This is a genomic window from Rhizobium sp. N324, from assembly GCF_001664485.1.
Taxonomy (GTDB): Bacteria; Pseudomonadota; Alphaproteobacteria; order Rhizobiales; family Rhizobiaceae; genus Rhizobium.
This window is the reverse complement of sequence record NZ_CP013630.1, coordinates 3,697,815-3,717,387: the sequence shown is the minus strand read 5'-3', so window position 1 is coordinate 3,717,387 and position 19,573 is coordinate 3,697,815. Positions and strand designations below refer to the sequence as shown.

The 19,573-nt window shown below is 59.2% G+C and carries 16 protein-coding genes; 7 read left to right on the top strand and 9 right to left on the bottom strand.

Going from position 1 to position 19,573, the window contains the following annotated elements; translation table 11 throughout:
* Positions 1-34: 34 nt before the first annotated feature.
* On the bottom strand, positions 35-2,353 hold the full coding sequence (locus AMK05_RS17855) for a membrane-bound PQQ-dependent dehydrogenase, glucose/quinate/shikimate family (protein ID WP_064840477.1): 2,319 nt from the start codon (positions 2,351-2,353) through the stop codon (positions 35-37).
* A 143-nt stretch (positions 2,354-2,496) separates the two neighbouring features.
* Here AMK05_RS17855 and AMK05_RS17850 point away from each other — a divergent pair, with 143 nt between their 5' ends.
* The gene (locus AMK05_RS17850) at positions 2,497-3,717 is read left to right on the top strand and encodes an acyltransferase family protein (protein ID WP_171899833.1); all 1,221 of its coding nucleotides are present in this window, start codon (positions 2,497-2,499) and stop codon (positions 3,715-3,717) included.
* Between the two features lie 503 nt (positions 3,718-4,220).
* On the top strand, positions 4,221-4,520 hold the full coding sequence (locus tag AMK05_RS17845) for a hypothetical protein (protein ID WP_064840476.1): 300 nt from the start codon (positions 4,221-4,223) through the stop codon (positions 4,518-4,520).
* Between the two features lie 59 nt (positions 4,521-4,579).
* Here AMK05_RS17845 and AMK05_RS17840 read toward each other — a convergent pair whose 3' ends face one another.
* Entirely contained in the window at positions 4,580-5,230 is a 651-nt protein-coding gene (locus tag AMK05_RS17840; protein ID WP_064840475.1) for a sugar transferase, read from the bottom strand.
* A gap of 452 nt (positions 5,231-5,682) precedes the next feature.
* Here AMK05_RS17840 and AMK05_RS17835 point away from each other — a divergent pair, with 452 nt between their 5' ends.
* Entirely contained in the window at positions 5,683-6,435 is a 753-nt protein-coding gene (locus tag AMK05_RS17835) for a Crp/Fnr family transcriptional regulator (protein ID WP_064840474.1), read from the top strand.
* Between the two features lie 75 nt (positions 6,436-6,510).
* Here AMK05_RS17835 and AMK05_RS17830 read toward each other — a convergent pair whose 3' ends face one another.
* A complete protein-coding gene (locus AMK05_RS17830) occupies positions 6,511-7,533 on the bottom strand; it encodes a glycosyltransferase family 2 protein (RefSeq protein WP_064840473.1) in 1,023 nt (340 codons plus the stop codon).
* 100 nt (positions 7,534-7,633) lie between these two features.
* Positions 7,634-8,545, bottom strand: a complete 912-nt coding sequence (locus AMK05_RS17825) for a glycosyltransferase family 8 protein (protein ID WP_064840472.1) — start codon at positions 8,543-8,545, stop codon at positions 7,634-7,636.
* A gap of 296 nt (positions 8,546-8,841) precedes the next feature.
* On the opposite strand from AMK05_RS17825, the gene AMK05_RS17820 reads away from it, so the two are divergent.
* A complete protein-coding gene (locus tag AMK05_RS17820; RefSeq protein WP_064840471.1) occupies positions 8,842-9,138 on the top strand; it encodes a hypothetical protein in 297 nt (98 codons plus the stop codon).
* Positions 9,139-9,188: 50 nt separating this feature from the next.
* On the opposite strand, the gene AMK05_RS17815 is transcribed toward AMK05_RS17820, so the two are convergent.
* The 5 genes from AMK05_RS17815 to AMK05_RS17795 all read right to left on the bottom strand — a co-directional run bounded on the left by AMK05_RS17815 (position 9,189) and on the right by AMK05_RS17795 (position 15,696).
* Positions 9,189-10,655 carry a hypothetical protein gene (locus AMK05_RS17815; RefSeq protein ID WP_064840470.1) on the bottom strand — a complete coding sequence of 489 codons (1,467 nt, stop codon included), beginning with the start codon at positions 10,653-10,655 and terminating at the stop codon, positions 9,189-9,191.
* A 108-nt stretch (positions 10,656-10,763) separates the two neighbouring features.
* Positions 10,764-12,143, bottom strand: a complete 1,380-nt coding sequence (locus AMK05_RS17810) for a polysaccharide biosynthesis/export family protein (protein ID WP_064840469.1) — start codon at positions 12,141-12,143, stop codon at positions 10,764-10,766.
* A gap of 4 nt (positions 12,144-12,147) precedes the next feature.
* Positions 12,148-13,110 carry a glycosyltransferase family 2 protein gene (locus AMK05_RS17805; protein WP_064840468.1) on the bottom strand — a complete coding sequence of 321 codons (963 nt, stop codon included), beginning with the start codon at positions 13,108-13,110 and terminating at the stop codon, positions 12,148-12,150.
* The gene (locus AMK05_RS17800) at positions 13,107-14,780 is read right to left on the bottom strand and encodes a GumC family protein (RefSeq protein WP_237352220.1); all 1,674 of its coding nucleotides are present in this window, start codon (positions 14,778-14,780) and stop codon (positions 13,107-13,109) included. The genes AMK05_RS17805 and AMK05_RS17800 overlap by 4 nt, the downstream gene beginning before the upstream one ends.
* Before the next feature lie 214 nt (positions 14,781-14,994).
* Positions 14,995-15,696 carry a sugar transferase gene (locus AMK05_RS17795; protein WP_064840466.1) on the bottom strand — a complete coding sequence of 234 codons (702 nt, stop codon included), beginning with the start codon at positions 15,694-15,696 and terminating at the stop codon, positions 14,995-14,997.
* Positions 15,697-16,167: 471 nt separating this feature from the next.
* Here AMK05_RS17795 and AMK05_RS17790 point away from each other — a divergent pair, with 471 nt between their 5' ends.
* Genes AMK05_RS17790 through AMK05_RS17780 form a run of 3 tightly spaced genes read left to right on the top strand, consistent with a single transcriptional unit; the run spans position 16,168 to position 19,495 of the window.
* Complete coding sequence (locus AMK05_RS17790) at positions 16,168-16,905, top strand: Crp/Fnr family transcriptional regulator (RefSeq protein WP_064840465.1); 738 nt, start codon at positions 16,168-16,170, stop codon at positions 16,903-16,905.
* The gene (locus AMK05_RS17785; protein ID WP_064840464.1) at positions 16,905-18,254 is read left to right on the top strand and encodes a glycosyltransferase family 4 protein; all 1,350 of its coding nucleotides are present in this window, start codon (positions 16,905-16,907) and stop codon (positions 18,252-18,254) included. Before AMK05_RS17790 ends, AMK05_RS17785 begins: the two co-directional genes overlap by 1 nt.
* Positions 18,251-19,495, top strand: coding sequence for a glycosyltransferase family 4 protein (locus tag AMK05_RS17780; RefSeq protein WP_064840463.1), 1,245 nt, complete (start codon positions 18,251-18,253; stop codon positions 19,493-19,495). The genes AMK05_RS17785 and AMK05_RS17780 overlap by 4 nt, the downstream gene beginning before the upstream one ends.
* Positions 19,496-19,573: the final 78 nt, after the last annotated feature.

Below are 19,573 nucleotides of genomic sequence, written 5' to 3'. Positions count from 1 at the left end.
GACCCAAAATAACACAGTGTGAGCGGCAGCGGCGCTATTCTTCGTCTTTCAGAGAAAAGGCGAGCACATAATCGCCGGCGTCCTTCGAATATGGCGCTCCGCCAACCGAGATCACGACATATTGCTTGCCGGTTTTCGGCGAGACGTAGGTCATCGGCGTGGCGCTCGAGCCGACCGGCAGAGGATATTTCCAGAGCTCATTGCCGTTCTCAGCATCGTAAGCGCGGATATAATAGTCCTGGAAGCCGGCGAAGAAGACGATACCGCCGGCAGTCGCCGACGAGCCGGCATAACTCGGCAGGCCCATCGGCATCGGCAGGTTGCTTTTGATTTTAAACGGCCCGAGTTGTTCGGCGGTTCCGGCCGGGACCTGCCATGCGATCTTGCGTGTATTCAGATCCACGGCCGTGACGGTGCCGAAGGGCGGCTGCGTGCAGGGAACGCGGAGCCTCGAGGTCCACATTTCGGTGGCCATGCCGTATGGTGTGCCGCGCTGCGGGGCGGAGGGGCCGTGGGCGGTGGTGGTGAGGGCGAAATCGACATATTCCCCGCGTGGAATGAGGGCGAAGAGGCTGGGCACGCGGATATCGTTCAGGAAGACCCTGTTGTTGGGCAGATCGACCGACACGCTCCCCCAGTTGAGGCCGCCGAGGTTCCCCGGCTGCTGAATCGCATATTGCGGGCCGATCGGGGTGAAATCGCCGTCGTAGCGCATCTTTCGAAAGGCGATGCGGCATGCCAGCTGATCGAACATCGTCAGGCCCCAGGCGGTCTGCTCCGTCACCCGTTCTGCACCGATTGTCGGCATGCCGACGGAGTAGGGCTGCGTCGGAGACAATTTCTCTTCCGGCGCGCCGCCTTGCTGCGGCACCGGCTTCTCCTGAACCTCGGCAAGCGGTGCACCGGTCTGACGGTTGAGCAGGAAAAGCTGGCCGCGTTTGGTGGTCTGCAGGAGAGCAGGGACCCTGGCGCCGTTGCCGTCGGGAAGGTCGATCAGAACCGGTTGAGCCGGCAGGTCATAGTCCCAGATATCGTGATGCACGGTCTGGAACTTCCATTTTTCCCGTCCCGTCGTGACGTCGAGCGCTACCAAGGTGGCATTATATTGATCGGCGAAGGCCGGGCGATTGACGCCGTAATAATCCGGCGTGGTATTGCCGAGCGGTGCATAGATGAGGCCGAGCTTGTCGTCGAATGCGGCCGTCGTCCACATGTTGGGCGTGGCCCGTGTATAGGTCTGCCCCTCCGGCGGGAGTTTGGTAGTCTCGGGATTGCCGAGATCCCATGCCCATTCGAGTTCACCGGTGACGACATTGAAGGCGCGGATGACGCCCGAGGGTTCGCCAACCTCCTGATTGTCTATGACCCAGCCTCCGATGACGATCAGATTGCGGGCAATCAGCGGCGCCGATGTCTGGAAATAATAACCTGACTTTACTTCACCCATGCCCTGGGAAAGCTGCACGGTGCCATTGTCTCCGAAGCCCTTGCAGGGTGCGCCGGTCTTGCTGTCGATCTCCAGGAGACGGGCATCGATCGTCGTCTGCACCAGACGCTCATTGCAAAGACCGTCGGCGGATCGGGCCTCCTGCGGCATCTTGTAGTAGCCGAGGCCGCGGCAGCGTTGCCAGTAAGGCGCTGTCGCCTTGGGATCGAAGGTCCAGCGGGGTTTGCCCGTATCGGCATCCAGCGCTGCGATGACATTTGTCGGCGTGCAGGTGTAGACGGTGTCGCCGATCTGCAGAGGCGTGTTCTGGTCGGCGCCATCGCTTTTCCCGGTGCGATATGTCCAGGCAAGATCGAGCTTGGCGACATTGCCGCGGTTGATCTGATCGAACGGGGAGTAGCGATCTCCGGCCGTGCTGCGGCCATAGGATGTCCAGTCGGAGGGCGAGTTGTCGCCCTTGGCAGTTTTGTAGGCGGGGATGCCGGCGGCGGGGCGAATCAGGTTATGCGGCGTGAAAGCAAGGCCGAAACCGACAGTGAACAGGATGGCCGCAAGCAAGGTGCCGCCATAGAAGAGTCTGCGGTTGGCAGTCGGCGAAAGCGACGGCGCAAAGAGGAGTGCAAAGCCCGCCAGCGCGATGGGCGACATCAAACGCGCAAAAAGCGCCCAGAAATTGAAACCCGACTCCCATAGCGCCCAGGGAAGGGTCAAAACGGCGACAAGCACGACGATGAGGGCGCCCGATGTCTGCCGGCGCCACAGCAGACGCGCGGCAGCCAGATAGGCAAGTCCGATGATCGCGTAATAGGGCGAGCCGCCGAGGCTGAGCAGCAAGGCGCCGCCTCCCATCAGCCCCAATCCGATAAAGGCGAGCACAACAAAAAACAGGGTGGCCAGAAATTTCATGGTTTCCTCATCCAATCCGCCGCCCGATCGCCTGGTCCAACGCCGACCGTCGCATGGCGCCTCGGGAAGCGCAGGGCCATTGGGTTGATGGTCAGCGGTCTCGTCTTCGGGAGAGGGGCGCTCTCTCGTTCAATTTCTTCCTGATGTACCTCTGGTCACTGACACGTGGCCCCGACCCGGCAATGATGCCGCCGCCGCTTCGCGGCAACAGTTTGCAGTTCCAAATCGAGCCAATACTTCTGAAAGGGCCACAGATGTTTCTCGGCGAAAAGCTTGATCTAGCAAAAGGGCGACCGACAGGATTCGATTACATGCGATTGCTGTTAGCCTTCTCCGTGCTCTGGATACATACGGCCCGCGTCACGTACGGCGATGACCTGTTTCTTTGGGAGTCCCCCTTCCGTCCCGTCATCAAATCAGTACTGCCCATGTTCTTCGTCCTGAGCGGATTCCTGGTGGCCGGCAGTCTTGAACGGTCGAAGACATTGATCTCCTTTCTCGGTAACCGATTTATCCGGATCTACCCCGCTCTTGCGGTGGAGGTATTGCTGGCTGCCTTTATACTCGGAGCGATCTATACAGAGTATGACCTGCGTGACTATTTCACCGATCCTCAGTTCTTTACCTATCTGCTGAACGTCACGGGCCACATCCACTTCAATCTGCCCGGCGTATTCCTGGATAATCCCGACGCCGCGATGGTGAACGGGCAACTCTGGACAGTGCCCTTCGAGCTCGAGTGCTATGCCGCGATTGCCGCCCTGTTTCTGCTCGGCGTGGTCAGGCGGCGGGTGATCGCCCTCGTCGCAACGCCGGCTTTGATCATCAGCTTCGGTATCGCAAGGTATTGGAAACATGAGAGCGATTGGGCAGCGATGCCGACGACCGCGTCAGGCAATCTGCTCATCTGTGCGTTTCTGGTGGGGGTGACCTTCTATCTCTACAAGGACAAGGTTCTGTGGGATGTAAGAATTTTCCTTGCCTCGGTGGCAATCATATTATGGGCCTACTGGTTTTCTTCCCTTGGGGATTTCATTGCCATTCCGGCAATGGGATATGTGACGGTCTTTCTCGGCCTGACCTCGCCCCGCAAGCTCGGCATTCTCAATGGTGCTGACTATTCCTACGGCGTCTTCCTCTATGGCTATCCCATTCAACAGGCGTTCGTGGCGCTCGGGCCTTTGGCGCATAACTGGTGGTTGAATGGTATTGTCTGCAGCATCGTTGCCACCTGCTTTGCCGCCTTCTCGTGGAGATTCATCGAAAAGCCGGCGTTGAAATTGAGGAAACAGGTCACCTGGCTTGAAAACCTCAGCCTCCAGCGTGGTGCAAAACGGCAATTGGCCGCCGCAGTCTCGAAATAGGCTCATCGACACCGGCCTCGATGCCGGCAATTCCATCGTGCCCAATCGCCACGGACACCAGCAAGGCTCGCCGATCACCGGCGAGCCTTGTGTCGTTGAACCGAGGCGACTGCCGAAGAGGAACACCTGTCTGTCGCGAAGGCTGGGCGTGGAGCAGCCTTGCCGCACATCACGGATGTCGTCGCCATCTCGTGCTTGGCCGGCAAGCGCTATTGGATCATCGCGCGTGCATAGGCGCTATACGCTGCACACCTCCTGATGAGACGCACTAGATCTTCCGACGTGCTTCAAGCATCTCTTGGTTTTGGACGATAGAACGACCATACCGGATGAATAGCCGAATATTCTGCGCTTGGGTCTGTCGGCTTACTGGGCGGGTCTTAGCAATATTTTAACAATAATCGATAAAATACTTTGATCGGACTTCGTTTCGACTTTGGGTTTTGTCATGTCATTGAGGGCAGACGGCGGCTTGAAGGAGGCGTGGAGAGAGGGGCAGACTTATGCTGAAGAGTGCTCTTATCGTGGTTGCCGTCTCGATCGCCGCCGGAGCGACCATACGCGCCTCGGCCTTTGCAATTTTTACATTTCTGCTCATCCTTGCCTGGGGTGCGATGATCCTGCTGAAAGGCTCTTCCTTTTCGGAAGCGATCGTCTACTGCCTCGAAGCGCTCGTCCTGATGGAAGTAAGCTATCTGGCAGGTCTATTTGCCTATTCGTTGTGGGGGCATATCCAAAGGCGCCGGAGAAAGAACTCGATCACGGAGCGCTCTCATGTGACCGGCAAGCGTCCCCACGGATAAGGCCGGGGCGGACAGGGCAGGATGCGGCCGCTGCGCGTATCGAGAAAACCGAAACGACCCTATGCGTCCATTTTGGGCAATAAGGCATGCCGGGAAAGCAAGGCTGCCAGCGCCTTTGCCATGATCACGAAATCCAAGGCGAGCGTCCATTTACACAGATACTCGACGTCGAGTGAAACTCTGTTCTGATAATTGACGCCTTCGCTGATCTGCCAATGGCCGGTGAGGCCAGGACGGACCGCGATGTAGGCATAGGCATATTCGCCGTAACGTGGCAGCTCTTCTTTGGGAATGGCGCAGGGCCCGACGAGGCTCATTTGCCCAAGCAGCACGTTGATCAATTGCGGAAGCTTCTCAAGGTTCGACCGCGTCACGATGTCGCCGACGACAGTCACAGGCGGGTTGGCCGTTGCGTCGGCTCCCGTCGTCCGAAACTTCAGGCAACCGAACTCCTTTCCTCCATAGCCGATCCGCCGATCGGCAGTGAAAATGGCACCCCGATCGCTGAGCATTATAATGAAGGCGACCGATAGAAAGAGCGGCAACAGAAGGAATAGGAGAGACGCCGCAATGATGATGTCCAGTGCACGCTTCAGAATTCTGCTGATCTTATGGAATTTTGACGAATAGAAGGGACGCCCTTGTTTTTGCGCCCGGGTGCAATCCCGCCGAGGTTCAGTTGGGTTGATGCCCCGATTTTTTCCCGTCATCCGCGTCTCCGTTGGGCGAATCCCAGAAACAACAGCCAAAGCTTGTTTTAATATAAGTCTGATGTCTGTGACCAAGGTCATAATGGTGAATAAATTATTTATTATCTGTAGTTTTTATTTCATTTTTCTAAGATGTTGTTCGCATATTGTAGCACGCAAACGAAATGTTACAAATATTAATATGGGCTTTCCAGGATAATCTTCTTTCCTGGGTGTTTATTCTGCAATTAGACAATTGTCACAAATCGTATAAAAATCCAATTGTGGCTTTAACTGCCTGTATCTTTTAGAATTCAATATGGATTTCGTTATATATAAATATGAGCAGTCGTCATAATTTATGTATAATTTAGAAAATGATTTTTATGTTATTACTATTTGACTTTCTAATTTAACGGATTACGAATGTCGCTGGCGATAATAAATGAATTAGCCTGCGTGGAGTTGCGCGTATGGACGGGGCGGTTAGCATCAGAGATAACAAGACTGGAGGAAGCGCGGCGCGAATAGGCGAAGCGGTTACTTGCGGGACGGTAGGTATTCTATACGGCGGCCGGGGGGATTTGGATCACGAGTTCCCGTTTTGCCGTTCGAGTGTTCGGAAGTTTCGCCGCGGCGAGGTCATTGCCGGCGCCGGTGACGCCATCGACATGTTCGCCCGCGTCCAGCGCGGAATGGTGAGCGCAAGCACGCCGCTTGCAGATGGACGAGAGTTCATCGTGGAAATCATTCCGAAAGGCGGCTTGATCGGCGAATTGGAGGTGCTGCGCAAGCAGTCCCTCAGCCTGGAATATCGGGCCTCATCGGACTGCGAGCTGCATTACTTCGATGGTCGGTTGCTGCGGGACCTGTGTGCAAACGATCCGCAATTTCAGGTGAAGATCCTGTCGAAGGCGCTGGCGCGTGTCTCCGAACTCGAGCTGCGGATCATTTCCAACGCCGGATCGAGCCTAAGGCAGAGATTGGCCCGGACGCTGCTGCGCCTTTCCGCCTTGTACAAAGTGGATGCGCAACACAGCGGCGATGAGCTGCTCATCTCCCAACATGACCTGGCGGCGACGCTGCCGGCGTCGCGCGAAAAGGTCAATCAGTGCCTGCGGCGTTTGCGCGAGAGCAAAGTGGTGGACGGCACGCAGGGCAAAATCCGCATTCTCAATCGGAAGGCGCTGGAAGCTTATGCCGATGGTGTGGAGGCTCTTGCTTAAGGGCCGCCTCGACGAAAGAATGCGGCAGCGAAAGCCTCAACAAAACCCGCCGCCAGCGGGTTTGTGCGACGCGCTTTAGACGTCGGTTTCGGACGCATTCCTCCAGTATTTCCAGCCCTCGCCCTGGATGAGCCCGTGATCGGAGAGATCCTTCCAGCTTCTGTAGGTGCCGGTATCGTCGTAGACGAAGTCATCCAAATCCCTGCTCGAGGAATATACGGCATATTCTTCCGTATGTTGGGACCGGTGCGCCGCATCGGCAACCTTGTGCACGAAGCTCGACAGGAACTTGAAATGCAGAAGCGCGCCGGATACGCCGAGCGCCCCGCGCATATCGCCCAAATTCAGCGAGAGCGGCCAGACCTGATGCGATGATTTGAGAAAAAGACGTTCACCCTCGATATAGACCAGAGGTATCTTGTTGAGCGCCGGGCCGTCCCAGAGCCGGTCGTGGAAATAGACCCGCCCGCGAACGCCACCCTTGATCCATATCGTCCCGTTGCGTTCGTCGAAATGCGCGACGTAGCCGGATCGGTCGAAGAGATTGCAGACCTCGAGCGGATTGCGGCCGGGTTCGCATATGTTTTCGAGAACGGGATGCGGGCTGTACATGTCGATCATCACCGAGCGCAGCGAACGACCGCCGGTGGAACCGATATAGGCGGTCAGTTGGTCGATCGGCCGTGTGTCGCAATGCGGATAGACCAGGAACTCGTCGGCGTCGACATAGAGAACCCATTTCTCCTGGCAGTGCCGGTTGATGACTTCGTTGATCCAATCATTCCCGAATCTCGCCGCCTTGTAGGATCCGTGGGCAGAGAGAAGGGAGACATCGTCGAAGCCGGACAGCAATTCGGCCGTGCCATCGGTGGAGCCGTTGTCGATGCAGATGAAGTGCTCGAAGCCGAGATCGCGATAATACTGCAGGAAGAATGCCAGCCGGTGGCCCTCGTCGCGGATGACGCAGATGACGACATGACGCGCCTGCTTGAGCCCGCTGCGCAGCAGGTCGTAGCGAACCTGCCGGGCCTTGAGCGAGCGGCGCAGGCGGGCTTTTGTGTAGTGCGAGATGCTGGCGGCGGAAGCCTTATAACTCATAGTCTGTCCTGAACATTCGTTGCGCTTCCGCCTGCAAATAAAAGGTCGACTGCCATGCCGAGATCAGTCACGCCGATACTCACCCCAGGCGCACCACGCGTCACACGGCGTAATCGCCAACCAGCAGGCTCTGGACCCGCGGACCGGATCCATCCTTCTCGATTGCGTGTTCGATGCGCGCCCGCATCGACCGATACTTATAGAGGAGCTTACGATCGAAGCTTATTCCGCGATACAGCGAGTGGTAAATCGGATGTGCTTTGCGCAGATCGACATAGACCTGGCTTTCCCTATCGGTCCAGGGAAAGAAGGTGCCATGCCACGGCTTCGGATGCGCCATATAATGGACGATCGACAGGGAGGACATGTTGACGAGATGAAGGAACTGTTTGGGGAAGTTCCAGCGGTTCGATACGAGGATGAGTGATGAACCGCAGACATAGTTTAATGCGCCCTGATCATGCTTTCCCTCGCAGGCCTCGGGATTTCTAGCAAAAAGCTCAAGCGCCTCCTGTCCGATCCAGCCGTTGCGGTGGAATTTCAAGACCCCCGCGTTGAAATAGTGGCTGCTCTTTCCGGTGTCGAGGAAGTCGTGGATCGCCGTGTAGTCACGCGCCGCGAAAAACTTGCCCTCGGGCACAACGGCATTTTCGAGCCTGCCGAGATCGCTGACGATCTGCGTGTCCCCATCAAGGTAGATGATCTGGGTATAGTTGGCAGGCAGGATCTCGCAAAGGACGAGCTTGGCCATGGTGCTGACGCTGATGCGTCCCTGGAAATGTGATCCGTCGAGCTTGCCGAGCGAATCCTGCAGCGCTTCGGTCGCATCGATCAAGTCGACCCCGCTCGCTGCGAGCAGGGCTTTCAGCTCTTCGAAATTATCGAGATGTTCCGACATCAGGACACAGACATCGGTCGCGGGGCTTGCGAATTTCCGAGCCTGTAGCGCCGAGAGAATAGTCGGAAATGAATATTCGACATCCGTGACGTAGACGACGCACTGATTGTTCATGTCCTCACCCTTCCGATCGTTCGCAGCAGGCATGAATCGCTGTCGCCTTCCAAGTCGAGGGAACTGTTGTTGATTGAGCCGAAGGGCCTGTCGTTTGAAGGCCCAGTCCGGTATATATTGCCGAGATGCAGTCTCGGCCGTTGACTTGTCGGCGTCCGGCTGCCGGCGGTTTTCGTGTGTTTCATTGTTGAGATATTCACCATGAAGAATGCCCTGCCTGCGATGAGGCTCCGTTTCGATATCTTCTTCCCTGGCAGGACAATGGGGGCCGGGGCGCAGACAGAAGAGGTGTTTGTATGCTGATCACCGCGCTGATCGCCGCCGTGATTTCGATAGCTGCCGGTGTTTGCATTCGCGCCTGGGCTTTCGCAGTCTTTGCATTCCTTGTGGCCATCGGCTTCGGCGGCGTGGTTTTCGTGGACGGGTCCTCCGCGGTTGCGGCGATCGGATCCGCTATCGCTATCCTCGTGCTGATGGAGATCGGCTATCTGACGAGCGTCTTCCTGTCCGGGCTGCTGCGGCGCAATGCCAGACTGCGGGAGAGCCATTCTGTAGACAATGTCTCTGCCGCCAGCGAGCGCCAGCAAGGCTGACATTGAGACTGCGCCAGGCTGCCATCCATGACGAAAGTCCGGAGCGGGCGTCATCGTGTTGAAAACATCGGCGCTCTCATACGAGATGCCGATGCCTCCAGGCGCTGGTTCGCAGGCGATGAGACTGCCCGATACCGCGGTACATAAGGTCCGGCCAGGCAGCCCGCGGCCAGCCCAGCCGAGGTGCTGAACAGCAAGCCAAGATCCGTGCCGCTGCCTGATATCGCCGCGGAGCCGATCTGTGCAATGGATGCCATCACGGCGGCGATTCCGATCGCATGGGTCTCGCGGTCGCCAAATTTATACCGGCCGGCTGCCCTCGCCAGGCTGCAGACGAAGACGGCGAACAGGGCGGTGCCGGTCAATCCGACATTGGAAAGCAATGCGGCGATGAAACTGGAGGCTCGAACCGTGCCCAGGCCGGCGCCGAAAGTGGCGGTGTCGACGAATGCGATCAATGCCAGTGTATTCCAGGCGGTGCGCTCTTCGCCGGACTGCGATTGGAGCTTGTCCGATACGGTGGTGGTCAGGAGGCCGGCGATGGAATTCCATGCATCGGGGACAAGGCTGAGCGCGGTGATGGCGCAGGGAATGAAGAACAGCGTGATCGCAAGGAAAGCCACGTGCGGGGTCGTGGCGGGACCGCCGATCAGGCGTTTCAGGCAGAACAGCACGAACATGCAGACAATAAAGGCGCCCGCGACATAGGCGGTTGTCGAGGTGCAGAGCACGATGGTGGGGCCGATCAGAAGCGTTGCCAACCCAGCCATACGGCCTTGGACTCGCTCCAGCCAAAGCATGAGCGTGAAGGCGAAATAAGCCAGTGCGACGGCGCCGTACATGCTCGCTTCGGGAAAGGGGCCGACGATGCGCTTGAAGCCGTGGATGGTCTCGGCCGTATGCATCGTATAATTCGCATTTCTGATGAGATCGAGCACATGGGCCTGACCGATCTGGAACGTCGCGAGGTCGATCAGCGCGAAGGCAAAACACGCCATCGATGCCACGATCAGCTGCTGGGCGATGAAGCGGCCATAGCCGAGCCGGGCAAGGCCGGCGACGACGGCGAAGCAGGCGAGGTCGCCGAGCAGGTAGACTGACTGGCTGAGATTGGACGAACCCGGGGCCAATGGAGCCGCTACCGTCGACATCATCGCTGAGGGATCTCTGGCGGAGGAGTAAACGAGGGTCGCGCCGGCAAAGATACGGGGCAGGAAGAAGGACGACACCACGGAGAACAGGATGTAGCAGGCAAACCAGAAGCCAGGCCCCGGATAGGCGATGCTGGCGAGCATCGCCTGCGTCTGAACCGGGCGCAGCAGGGCCGTCATGACGAGAAAGAGCACCAGAAGATGGCTCGGCTGGATGCTGCTGCCGCCGAGCGCCGGCAGTTGCAGAGCCGCCGCGGCTCCCAGCAGCGTCGAAAGGCAAAGGACGGTGATGGCAAAGCGCGCGCCGTTGAGCATGCTGAGCACGCCAAGCAGCAAAACCATGAAACCGATCGGTTCTATCGACATGCTTCAGATCCCAAGCCGGAGGGCGAGCAGCGGAAGCATCGCGTTTGCCGAAGAGCGGCATCCACCTTCCGGTGGGATGGGCAAGGCCTTGATGATCACAATCGTCTCCTAATTCGATCCCGCCTGGGAGACCCAGCCGGGAGCCGGGCGATTGTCCCCGGCCACATCGGAGGACGGGACCGTCGAGCTCTGTTTCTGCGGTGCGGCCTGCGGCGGCGAAGCTGGCGTCTGAAGGTTCGTGTCCAAACCGACCTCGACGAGATCGTGCGGCAGCAATGCGGTTTGCTCGTCCGCCACGATGCTGCGGGAGGTCCCGTCGTCGTTGCGGCGCACGATCCTGTAATTCTTCTGCGTCCTGCCGAGACCCGGCGCGTCCGTGTTGATCTGGGCGAGTTGGGCATCGTAGCCGGCCTGTTCGCCCAGAAGCTGGGCCACCTGGATGTCGATCGCCGCCCTGCCGATCGCGAGATTGACCTGGTTCAGCAGGTCCTGGTTTTCGCTGTTCTGCCGGTTGACGATGTTGATCTTGGAACGGTCGGCCTCGCTGAGGCCCTGGCGGGCCGTGGTCAGGGCGACTTCGAGATCGATCAGGGTGCCTTGCGCATCCGCAACCCAGCGGTCGACCGAGACCTGGCGCGAATTGCTGACCAGGCCTTTGCTCACCAGGCTGTTGACATTGTCCAGTTCTTTCTGGGCAAGTTCAATCTGCCGTTTTTGCGAACTGATCTTGGCCTCCAGCGACTCGGCCTGCTGGCCATAGAGGCGCGTGAGGTCGTTCGCCGCTTCGATCTGGCTGGCGATGTCGACGCGCCGCAGCCGCATCAGGTTCAGTTCCTGGGCCTTCAGCTTGTCCACGTCGGGTGTTCCCAGGAGTTCGGCGGGGATTTCGAAACTCTGCTCGCCGGCGATCTCGGCACGCAGCCGCGCCTGCCGCATCAGCAGGTCGCGCCGGTTGAGAACGGCCGTTCGATAGGCGCCGGCGGCCTGGATCCGGTCGCGCTCGAAATAGGTATTGTCTTCGCGTTCCCGCAGGAAGCCGCCGGCGATGCTGACAGCCTTCATCACCGTCATGTTGGGCTCGAAAGGATAGCGGCCGGGCGTCTGCACGGTGCCGGTGACGAAAATCGGTGCATGCTCGGCAATCTCCAGGGCGATATACGGCTTGCCCGGAAGTGCGGACTTTTCGGCCAGCGCGGCGGCAATGCCATCGGCAAGCTGCTCGGTCGTCTTTCCATTCGCCTGCAGGTGGCCGGCGATCGGGATCGACAGATTGCCGGCATCATCAATGGTATAGACGCCGTCGAGAGCCTCCCAGCTGGCATAGCGGGAATCCGACGACCGCCATTCGACGACGCGCAGCCTGACCTTGTCTTCCGGCACGAGAGTGAATGTTTGCGCCTGGGCGACGCTCCAGCCGGTCAGGCAGCAGAATGCCAGCAAGGCGAGTGCCGCGGAGACGAGGCGATCGAACAAGGATGTAGGCTGCATTGGTCTATCTCCGTTTCGTTGCGATCGACGGGGAAGGCATCTCGCGCGGCGACGGAGTGCCGAATTCGAGAATGCGGGACGGAGAGGCACGGCCGACAAGAAGGTCGGATAGCGCCAGCAAATTGCCGTTCAAACGGCCCCACCGGTCGATCAGGCGGTCCTTCAACAAGGTGCCCGACATATTTGCCAGGATGTTGCGGCCGATCTGCGCAATTGCACGACCTTTCGACATCGTGCCTTTGCGGATCAGGTAGACCGGATTGGCGACCTGTGAATAGCCGAGCCTTCGGCCGGGCTGGCGTCCGGATCTGACGCCGAGATGCACGCCGCGGGCGCCTTCGACGTGCACGGACCGGCCGTGGCGGGCGATGGACCTGCTGAAATCGACATCCTCGAGCCAGCCGTAAAGCGGCAGCTGCTCGTCGAAGGCCAGGGCGTGCGCGATAACGGGCGCAAGGCGAACCGCCATATTGCATCCATAGGCGTTGTAAATATCCGCCACATGCTCGGCGGTTTCGCCTGCCGTATCGAGAACCTCCAGGGCCTGCTGCATGCTGAGGCCCCCGTCGAGGACGCCGTCGGCCAGCACCTCCCCGGTGGCGATTGCTACCTCCGGCCTTGCTGCAAAGACGGCTGCCATCCGCGGCAGGAAGGTCGCGGCGGGAATGAAGTCGTCATCCAGGAAGATCAGAACGTCCGTATCAGCCGCTGCGGCCCGGATAATCCTGTTGCGCTGGGCGGTCAGGCCGCGGCTGCCGACGAAGACTTCCACATTGCGGCGGCCGGCGAGCCCGGCGGCATCCTCAATAACAGGCACGCAGACGATGAGCCGTTCCGCCTGGTGCGGCAGGCCTGTGAGATAGTCGATCGTCTCCCGCAGTATCGAAGGGCGCCCCGCCGAGGCGATCCCCAAGGCGATCCGCAATGGACGGTCCTGTCTTGTTGTTCCAGCCGAAGGTGAGATCATGACTCTATTCTCTTCGGTGCATGGTTGATGATCGCGCCGACGATCTCGGCGCCGACATTGCGCATGGTGTCGATGACGCGCACGGTATCGTCGATCGAGGTGTGCCCATGCGAGGTGACCACGAGGACGCCATCCAGCTCCGGCGCGATCGCATTGGCGTCAGGGGAAGTCGAGAATGCGGAAATATCGACGAATATGGCGTCGAACTCCTTTTTCAGGTCGGCGAAGCTCAACTGCGTGCGGCGGGAACTGAGGCGAACGGCCGGCGTCACTGCTTCCACCTTGCCGAGCGGAAGGAATTTCAGGGTCGGGGTGAGGGGCAGCGCCGCCGTCTGGATCAGTTCGCCATTGTCGAGAACATCGACGAGACCTGTGGACGTATGGGGCGCGATCGATTTGCTGAGCGAGGATTTCTGCGCAGCCGCATCGATCAGCAGCGTGTGCGCGCCTGACATGGACGACAGCACCGCCAGTTCGCATGCAATGGTCGATGCCCCGCTGCCGGGATCGACGGCGACTATCCCGATGGCGACGCGGCGTTTGCGCCGAAGGCCGACGATGGTTGCGCTCAATTCCGCCATGCCGGGAAGGGCAGGATAGGCGGTGGTCTCACCGCTGCCCGTGCCGGCAGCGAGGAAGCGGGCAGTATGCCCGTTCCGATCCTGATTCGATCTTGCCAGCAAGGTGACGATGGACACTCCGCCGGCATCCGTGATCTGCTGAGGACGGACGATCCGGCGGTCGCTGGCGTGCCTTATCATGGCGAGCGCCAGGCCGACGCCGAGGCCAACCGCCCCGGCAAAGATGATGATGAGAGTGCTGCGCGGCCTCGCCTTCGAAAGAGGCAGCGTGGCCCGCGAGACGATCGTGGCGTCGGAGACGGGGTAGGTTATGCGCTGTTTGGCTTCGGTAAGCTGGGTCAGCGTGCTTTCATAAAGGGTGCGGCGGGCATCCGTCGCGCTCTGCAGCTCCGCAAGCTTGAACTGGTCGCGCGGATTGCTGTTGAATGTGTTCAAGGCGCTAGAGGCATCGGCCAGCCCGCGCTGCTGCTCCCTGATGAATTTTTCCAGCCAGTCGCTGTATTGTCGGGAAGCATCGGCCTTCATCGCGATATTCTTCTGGATATATTGCCTGGCGAGCGTATCGGCGATGGCGACGGCTTTCTGAGGAGTCGACGCTGCAGCTGATATCTCGATGATCGTCGAACTCCCGATCCGGCGGATGTCCATCATGCTCTGCAGCGTGGCGATTGCCAGGTCATGGAGCCGTTCCTCCTCCGTGCGGGGTCTGGGCGGCGTTTCACTCGTTCGCATGCCTGCCGCGTCCTGCCCCGTATCCACTTGAGCAGAAATTCCCAGAAGCCAGTCCTTCGCCCTGTCGAGCAGCGAAGGCTTCCAATCGACAAAGTCGGGATCGCTATCAAGATCAAGCGCTCTTACCGTCCCGCCGATGACATCGCTCGATCGGGCAATCTCCAGCTGCCCTTCTATGAATGCGTCTTCCGCGAAGGCTCTTTGAGCTTCGGAGCTGTTCACCTGGGGGAAGATCACAAGTTGTGTGCTGGCAACGTAAGTCGGCTCGGCGGTGAGAAGATAGCTGCCGGCGATTGCAAGAAAGGCAAAGGTCGTGGCCACGATCCATAGCCAGCGCATTCTGAGAAAAAACAGCATGTCCCGCAGGGTCAGCGGCGAGTTCCCGCCAGCGGCTGCGGCGGCGGGCAGGGATATCGGGGAAACACCGCTGAAAATCGTGCTTGAGGTCATGTCGTCCTAGTCCAAAAATGACGGGATTGCGGATTAACGAGCTACTGGCAGCTTGGAAGGGACGAGGGGAGCAGGCTATCTTCGGCTTCGGGCACGATCGGCAGCTCTCCCATTTTAATGCTCAGTACGAGCCACGCTGCGAAAACAGAGCGGGGATGGTTTTGGCGATGATGATCAAGTCCCGGCCGAGCGACCAGTTGTTGAGGTAGTGAACGTCGAGCGAAACCCGGTGCTCGTAGCTGACATCGTTGCGCCCGCTGGTCTGCCAGTGACCGGTCAGTCCAGGACGGACGGCCATGTAGGCCCAGATATGCTCGCCGTAACGCGGCAATTCCTCGGCGGTGACCGGCCGGGGGCCGACTAGGCTCATTTCACCACGCAGGACATTGAACAGCTGGGGGAGCTCGTCGAGGCTCGACCGCCTGAGGATGTCGCCGACAGCCGTGATCCTCGGATCATCTTTCAGCTTGTGCGTCGCTTCCCATTCGCTGCGCGCAGCCGGGCTGTTCTGCAGCAATTCGGCAAGCTGAGCGCTCGCATCGGTCTTCATCGTGCGAAATTTGAGACATCCGAACGGCGCTCCGCCGAAGCCGATGCGCGTATGGGAATAGAAGACCGGGCCGCGATCGGAGCACTTCACGATCATTGCGACGAAGAGCAGAAGCGGGGAAAGCAGGATCAGGGCGGTGACCGCCATCAGAAGGTCGAGCGCGCGCTTGGATGATCGGGCTGCTGCACGCGGCTGGGACGCATGGATGTCGCCGCCTTCCGCAGGCCGTCCGACACGCGACCATGCCTCGAAACTATGTGCTTCCCATGCCATCGGGGGTCTCCAAAACTTTCCGATTAAGAACCGTTCAAACTTTGCTGCGCCGCACTCTGGTTGTCTGTTACCAAGGTCATAATCCTTAATAAATTCTTCATGCTACTAAACAGGCAGAACATAATTCCGATTGTGTCATTCGGTATTTTATTTTCATTCTAAATAAGAATGTAATCTACAAAATGGTGATTAATCCACGAAGGCAAATTTATATTTTGTGATATCACAATTTGGTTAATTGCTAATTTTGATTAGAAAGACTTTTTTATAAGCACATATTTATGGAGATATGAGAATTATTTGAGCATATCTAGGTTTTAATTGCGATATGTGATGTATTTGTGACTCTTACCAACTGAAGTTTCAATATTTATTCTGTATATTTGTGATGTCGTTTGACTTGCGTGCTAAGCTATTTTAGATGATGCAGTGCAGCATCCTTATCGTTATTCGAGTATTGGAGTTATGCGCATGGACGGGGTGACACACGCATCAGATCGCCGGACGGGCATCGGCAGGGCGGCGATATCGGCCGGCGGCGGCATTCATCTCGGCGGCCGCATAGTGCTCGACGATGAATTTCTTTCCTGCCGGTCGAGCGTCCGACGTTTCCGGCGCGGCGAGGTCATTGCCGGGGCAGGCGTCCTGATCGACATGTTCGCGCGCGTGCATTCAGGGGTGGTCAGTGCCAGCACGATGCTGCCCGATGGCAGGGAATTCATTGTCGAGATCATTCCGAAATCAGGCCTGATCGGCGAGCTCGAGGTGCTGCGCAGGCAGACACTGAGCCTCGAATATCGAGCCGGTTCCAACTGCGAACTGCATTTCTTCGAGGGTCGCCTGCTGCGCGATATGTATGCCAGCGATCCCGCCTTCCGCGAAAAGGTCTTTTCCAGGGCGCTGGCGCGTATTTCGGAGCTCGAGCTCCGGATCATTGCGAATGCGGCGTCAAGCCTGCAGTCGAGGCTGGCCAGCACGCTGCTGCGGCTTTCGGCTGTTTACGGAAAAGACGCGGCAAACAGCGGGGACGAACTGATCATCTCGCAAAATGACCTGGCCGCGACGCTGCCGGCGTCGCGCGAGAAGGTCAATCAATGCCTGCGGCGCCTGCGGGAAGGCAAGATCATCGACGGTGGCCAGGGCAAGATCCGCATTCTCAACCGCAAGGCGCTGGAGGCCTGTGCCAACGGCGCGGTTTCGGTGAAGTAATGCACCCGCCGCTTTCCGAGGGCATCCGATCCACCGCTGGCGCCGGCCGCCGTTTTTCCGGCCCCCGCGCTGCAAAGATCGACCGCGTGGTCGTCATCGACGACTATTCGGTGGCCAGAGGCGGCGCGACAGGCCTGGCGGTGATGTCCGCCAAGCTTTTCCGCGGGCTCGGCATCCCCGTGACCTATATTTGCGGGGATGACGCCGCCAATGCGGAGCTTGCCGCACTCGGGGTCTCGATGGTCGGGCTGAACAGCCGCGACCTGCTCAGCGCCGAGCGTACGAAGGCGTTCGTCACGGGTATTCACAACGGCGCCGCCGTCCGCATGGTGGCGAACTGGATTGCCGAAAAGGATACCGCCAACACCGTCTACCATGTGCATGGCTGGCACCAGATCCTGTCTCCCGCGATTTTCAGAGCGCTGGCGCCGGTCGCCGGACGATGCATGGTTCACGCACATGATTTCTTTACGGCCTGCCCCAACGGTGCCTTCTTCGACTATCAGGCGCAGGAAATCTGCCGGCGACGCCCGCTTGGCGGAGGCTGCATTGCGACGGCGTGCGACAAGAGAAGTTATGCGCACAAATTGTGGCGGGTCGCCCGTGGCTCGAATATCCTCCGGCTCTTGAAGGGACAGGCCGATTTCGGCCGGATCATCCTGCTGCACGAAAAGATGGCGAGCTTTCTCGTCGGTGCCGGTTATCGGCCCGATCGGCTGACGACGATCCGCAATCCCGTCGCTCCCCTCTCCATCAAACGCATCGAGGCTGAGGCCAACGACGAGTTCGTGTTCATCGGGCGGCTGGACGAGGAGAAAGGTGTCGAGGATGCCGTCGCCGCCACGCGCAAAGCCGGCGTCAGGCTCTGCGTGATCGGGGACGGGCCGCTAATGCCGCGGGTCGCAGCGTCAGGAGATCATGTCAGGGCCGTCGGCTGGCAGTCGCATGAAGAGATCGGCCCGACCATCCGCAAGGCGCGTGCGCTGCTGATGCCCTCGCGCTATCCCGAGCCGTTCGGTCTCGTCGCGATCGAGGCGGCCAGGAGCGGTCTGCCGGTCATCATGTCGCGCAGCGCCTTTCTCGCCGAAGAAATGGAAAGAGCCGGCATGGCGGTTGCCTGCGATACGGCAGATGAAAGCGCCTTCGCCGAAAGTTTGACGCGGTTCAGTCAAATGCCGAGACAAGAGGTTCGCGCCATGAGCGAGCGGGCTTTCCGGCTGTCGCCGGATCTCGCCTCGACACATGAGGAATGGCGCGACGCGCTGCTTGCCGAATACCACAGCCTGATTTCGACGAATGCGGTTTTTGAGCCCGCAGACGGTGCGGTGATACAAGGAGTATTCAGTTGACCCTTAAAGCAACGACCTCTCTTCCCGACGCGAGGGCATTTCTGACCGATGCGCCCGTTATGGCGAAAAGACGCGCTGCGGAGGCGGGAAGCACGAAAGAGACCGGGAAACTTCGGGTCGCGATCGTGCATTACTGGCTCGTTTCGATGCGCGGCGGCGAGAAGGTTCTGGAAGAGCTGTGCCGCATGTTTCCGCAGGCCGACATCTTCACCCTCGTCTGCAACCGGGACCGCATCAGCGATTTTCTGAAGACGCGCAACATCCGCACGTCCTTCCTGCAGAAAATCCCCGGCGCCCAGCGGCACTATACCAAGATGCTGCCGCTGATGCCGTTTGCGCTCGAGCAGTTCGATCTGCAGGATTACGACCTGGTGCTGTCGAGCGAATCCGGGCCTGCCAAAGGCATCATCACCCGCGCCGACGCTCTCCATGTCTGCTACTGCCATTCGCCGATGCGCTACATCTGGGATCAGTTCCATGTCTATCGCCATGGCTTGCCCTGGGTGGGACGCGCCTTGATGTCGATTACCGCGCCCATGCTGCGCGCCTGGGACGTGACGACGTCTTCGCGCGTCGATGTGTTCGTCGCCAACTCCGATTATGTCGCAAGCCGCATTCGCCGCTTCTACGACCGGGACTCCGTCGTGATCCATCCGCCCGTTGCGGTCGACGATTTTGCCGTGGGCAAAGGGAAAGGCGAATTCTACCTCTATGCAGGACAGCTGACCACCTACAAGCGGCCGGATATTGCGGTGCGCGCCTGCACCGAGGCCGGCCGGAAACTGGTGGTGATCGGCGAGGGCGAACAACTCCCTTATCTGAAGTCGATCGCCGGACCGACCGTTGAGTTTCTCGGCCATCAGCCCTTCAAGGTGCTGCGCGACCACCTGTCGCGATGCCGGGCGCTGTTGTTTCCGGGAACGGAGGATTTCGGCATCCTGCCGGTGGAAGCGATGGCGTCAGGACGGCCGGTTTTGGCCTTCGACGCCGGCGGCGCCCGGGAAACCGTGTCCGCGCCGCAGGTGGGCTTTCGCTTCGCCGAGCAGACGACGGAAGCTCTTTTGGAAACGATGGCGGCATTCGAAGAGGTCGAGGACGATATCGATCCGCATGCAATCCGCGCGCACTCGCTGAAATTCTCCGCCACCGTATTCCGCGATCGTCTGTCCGGCCTCATCGAGCAACAGCTGTCCAGCCATGGAGACGGATCTACTGGCCTCTTCGGAAGACGGCCGGGTTGAGGCGAAGGAACGGAACAGCCCGCTTTGCAGCGCACCGCCTGAAATCGTCTCAAACCCCTCGACGAGGAATAGATTAAC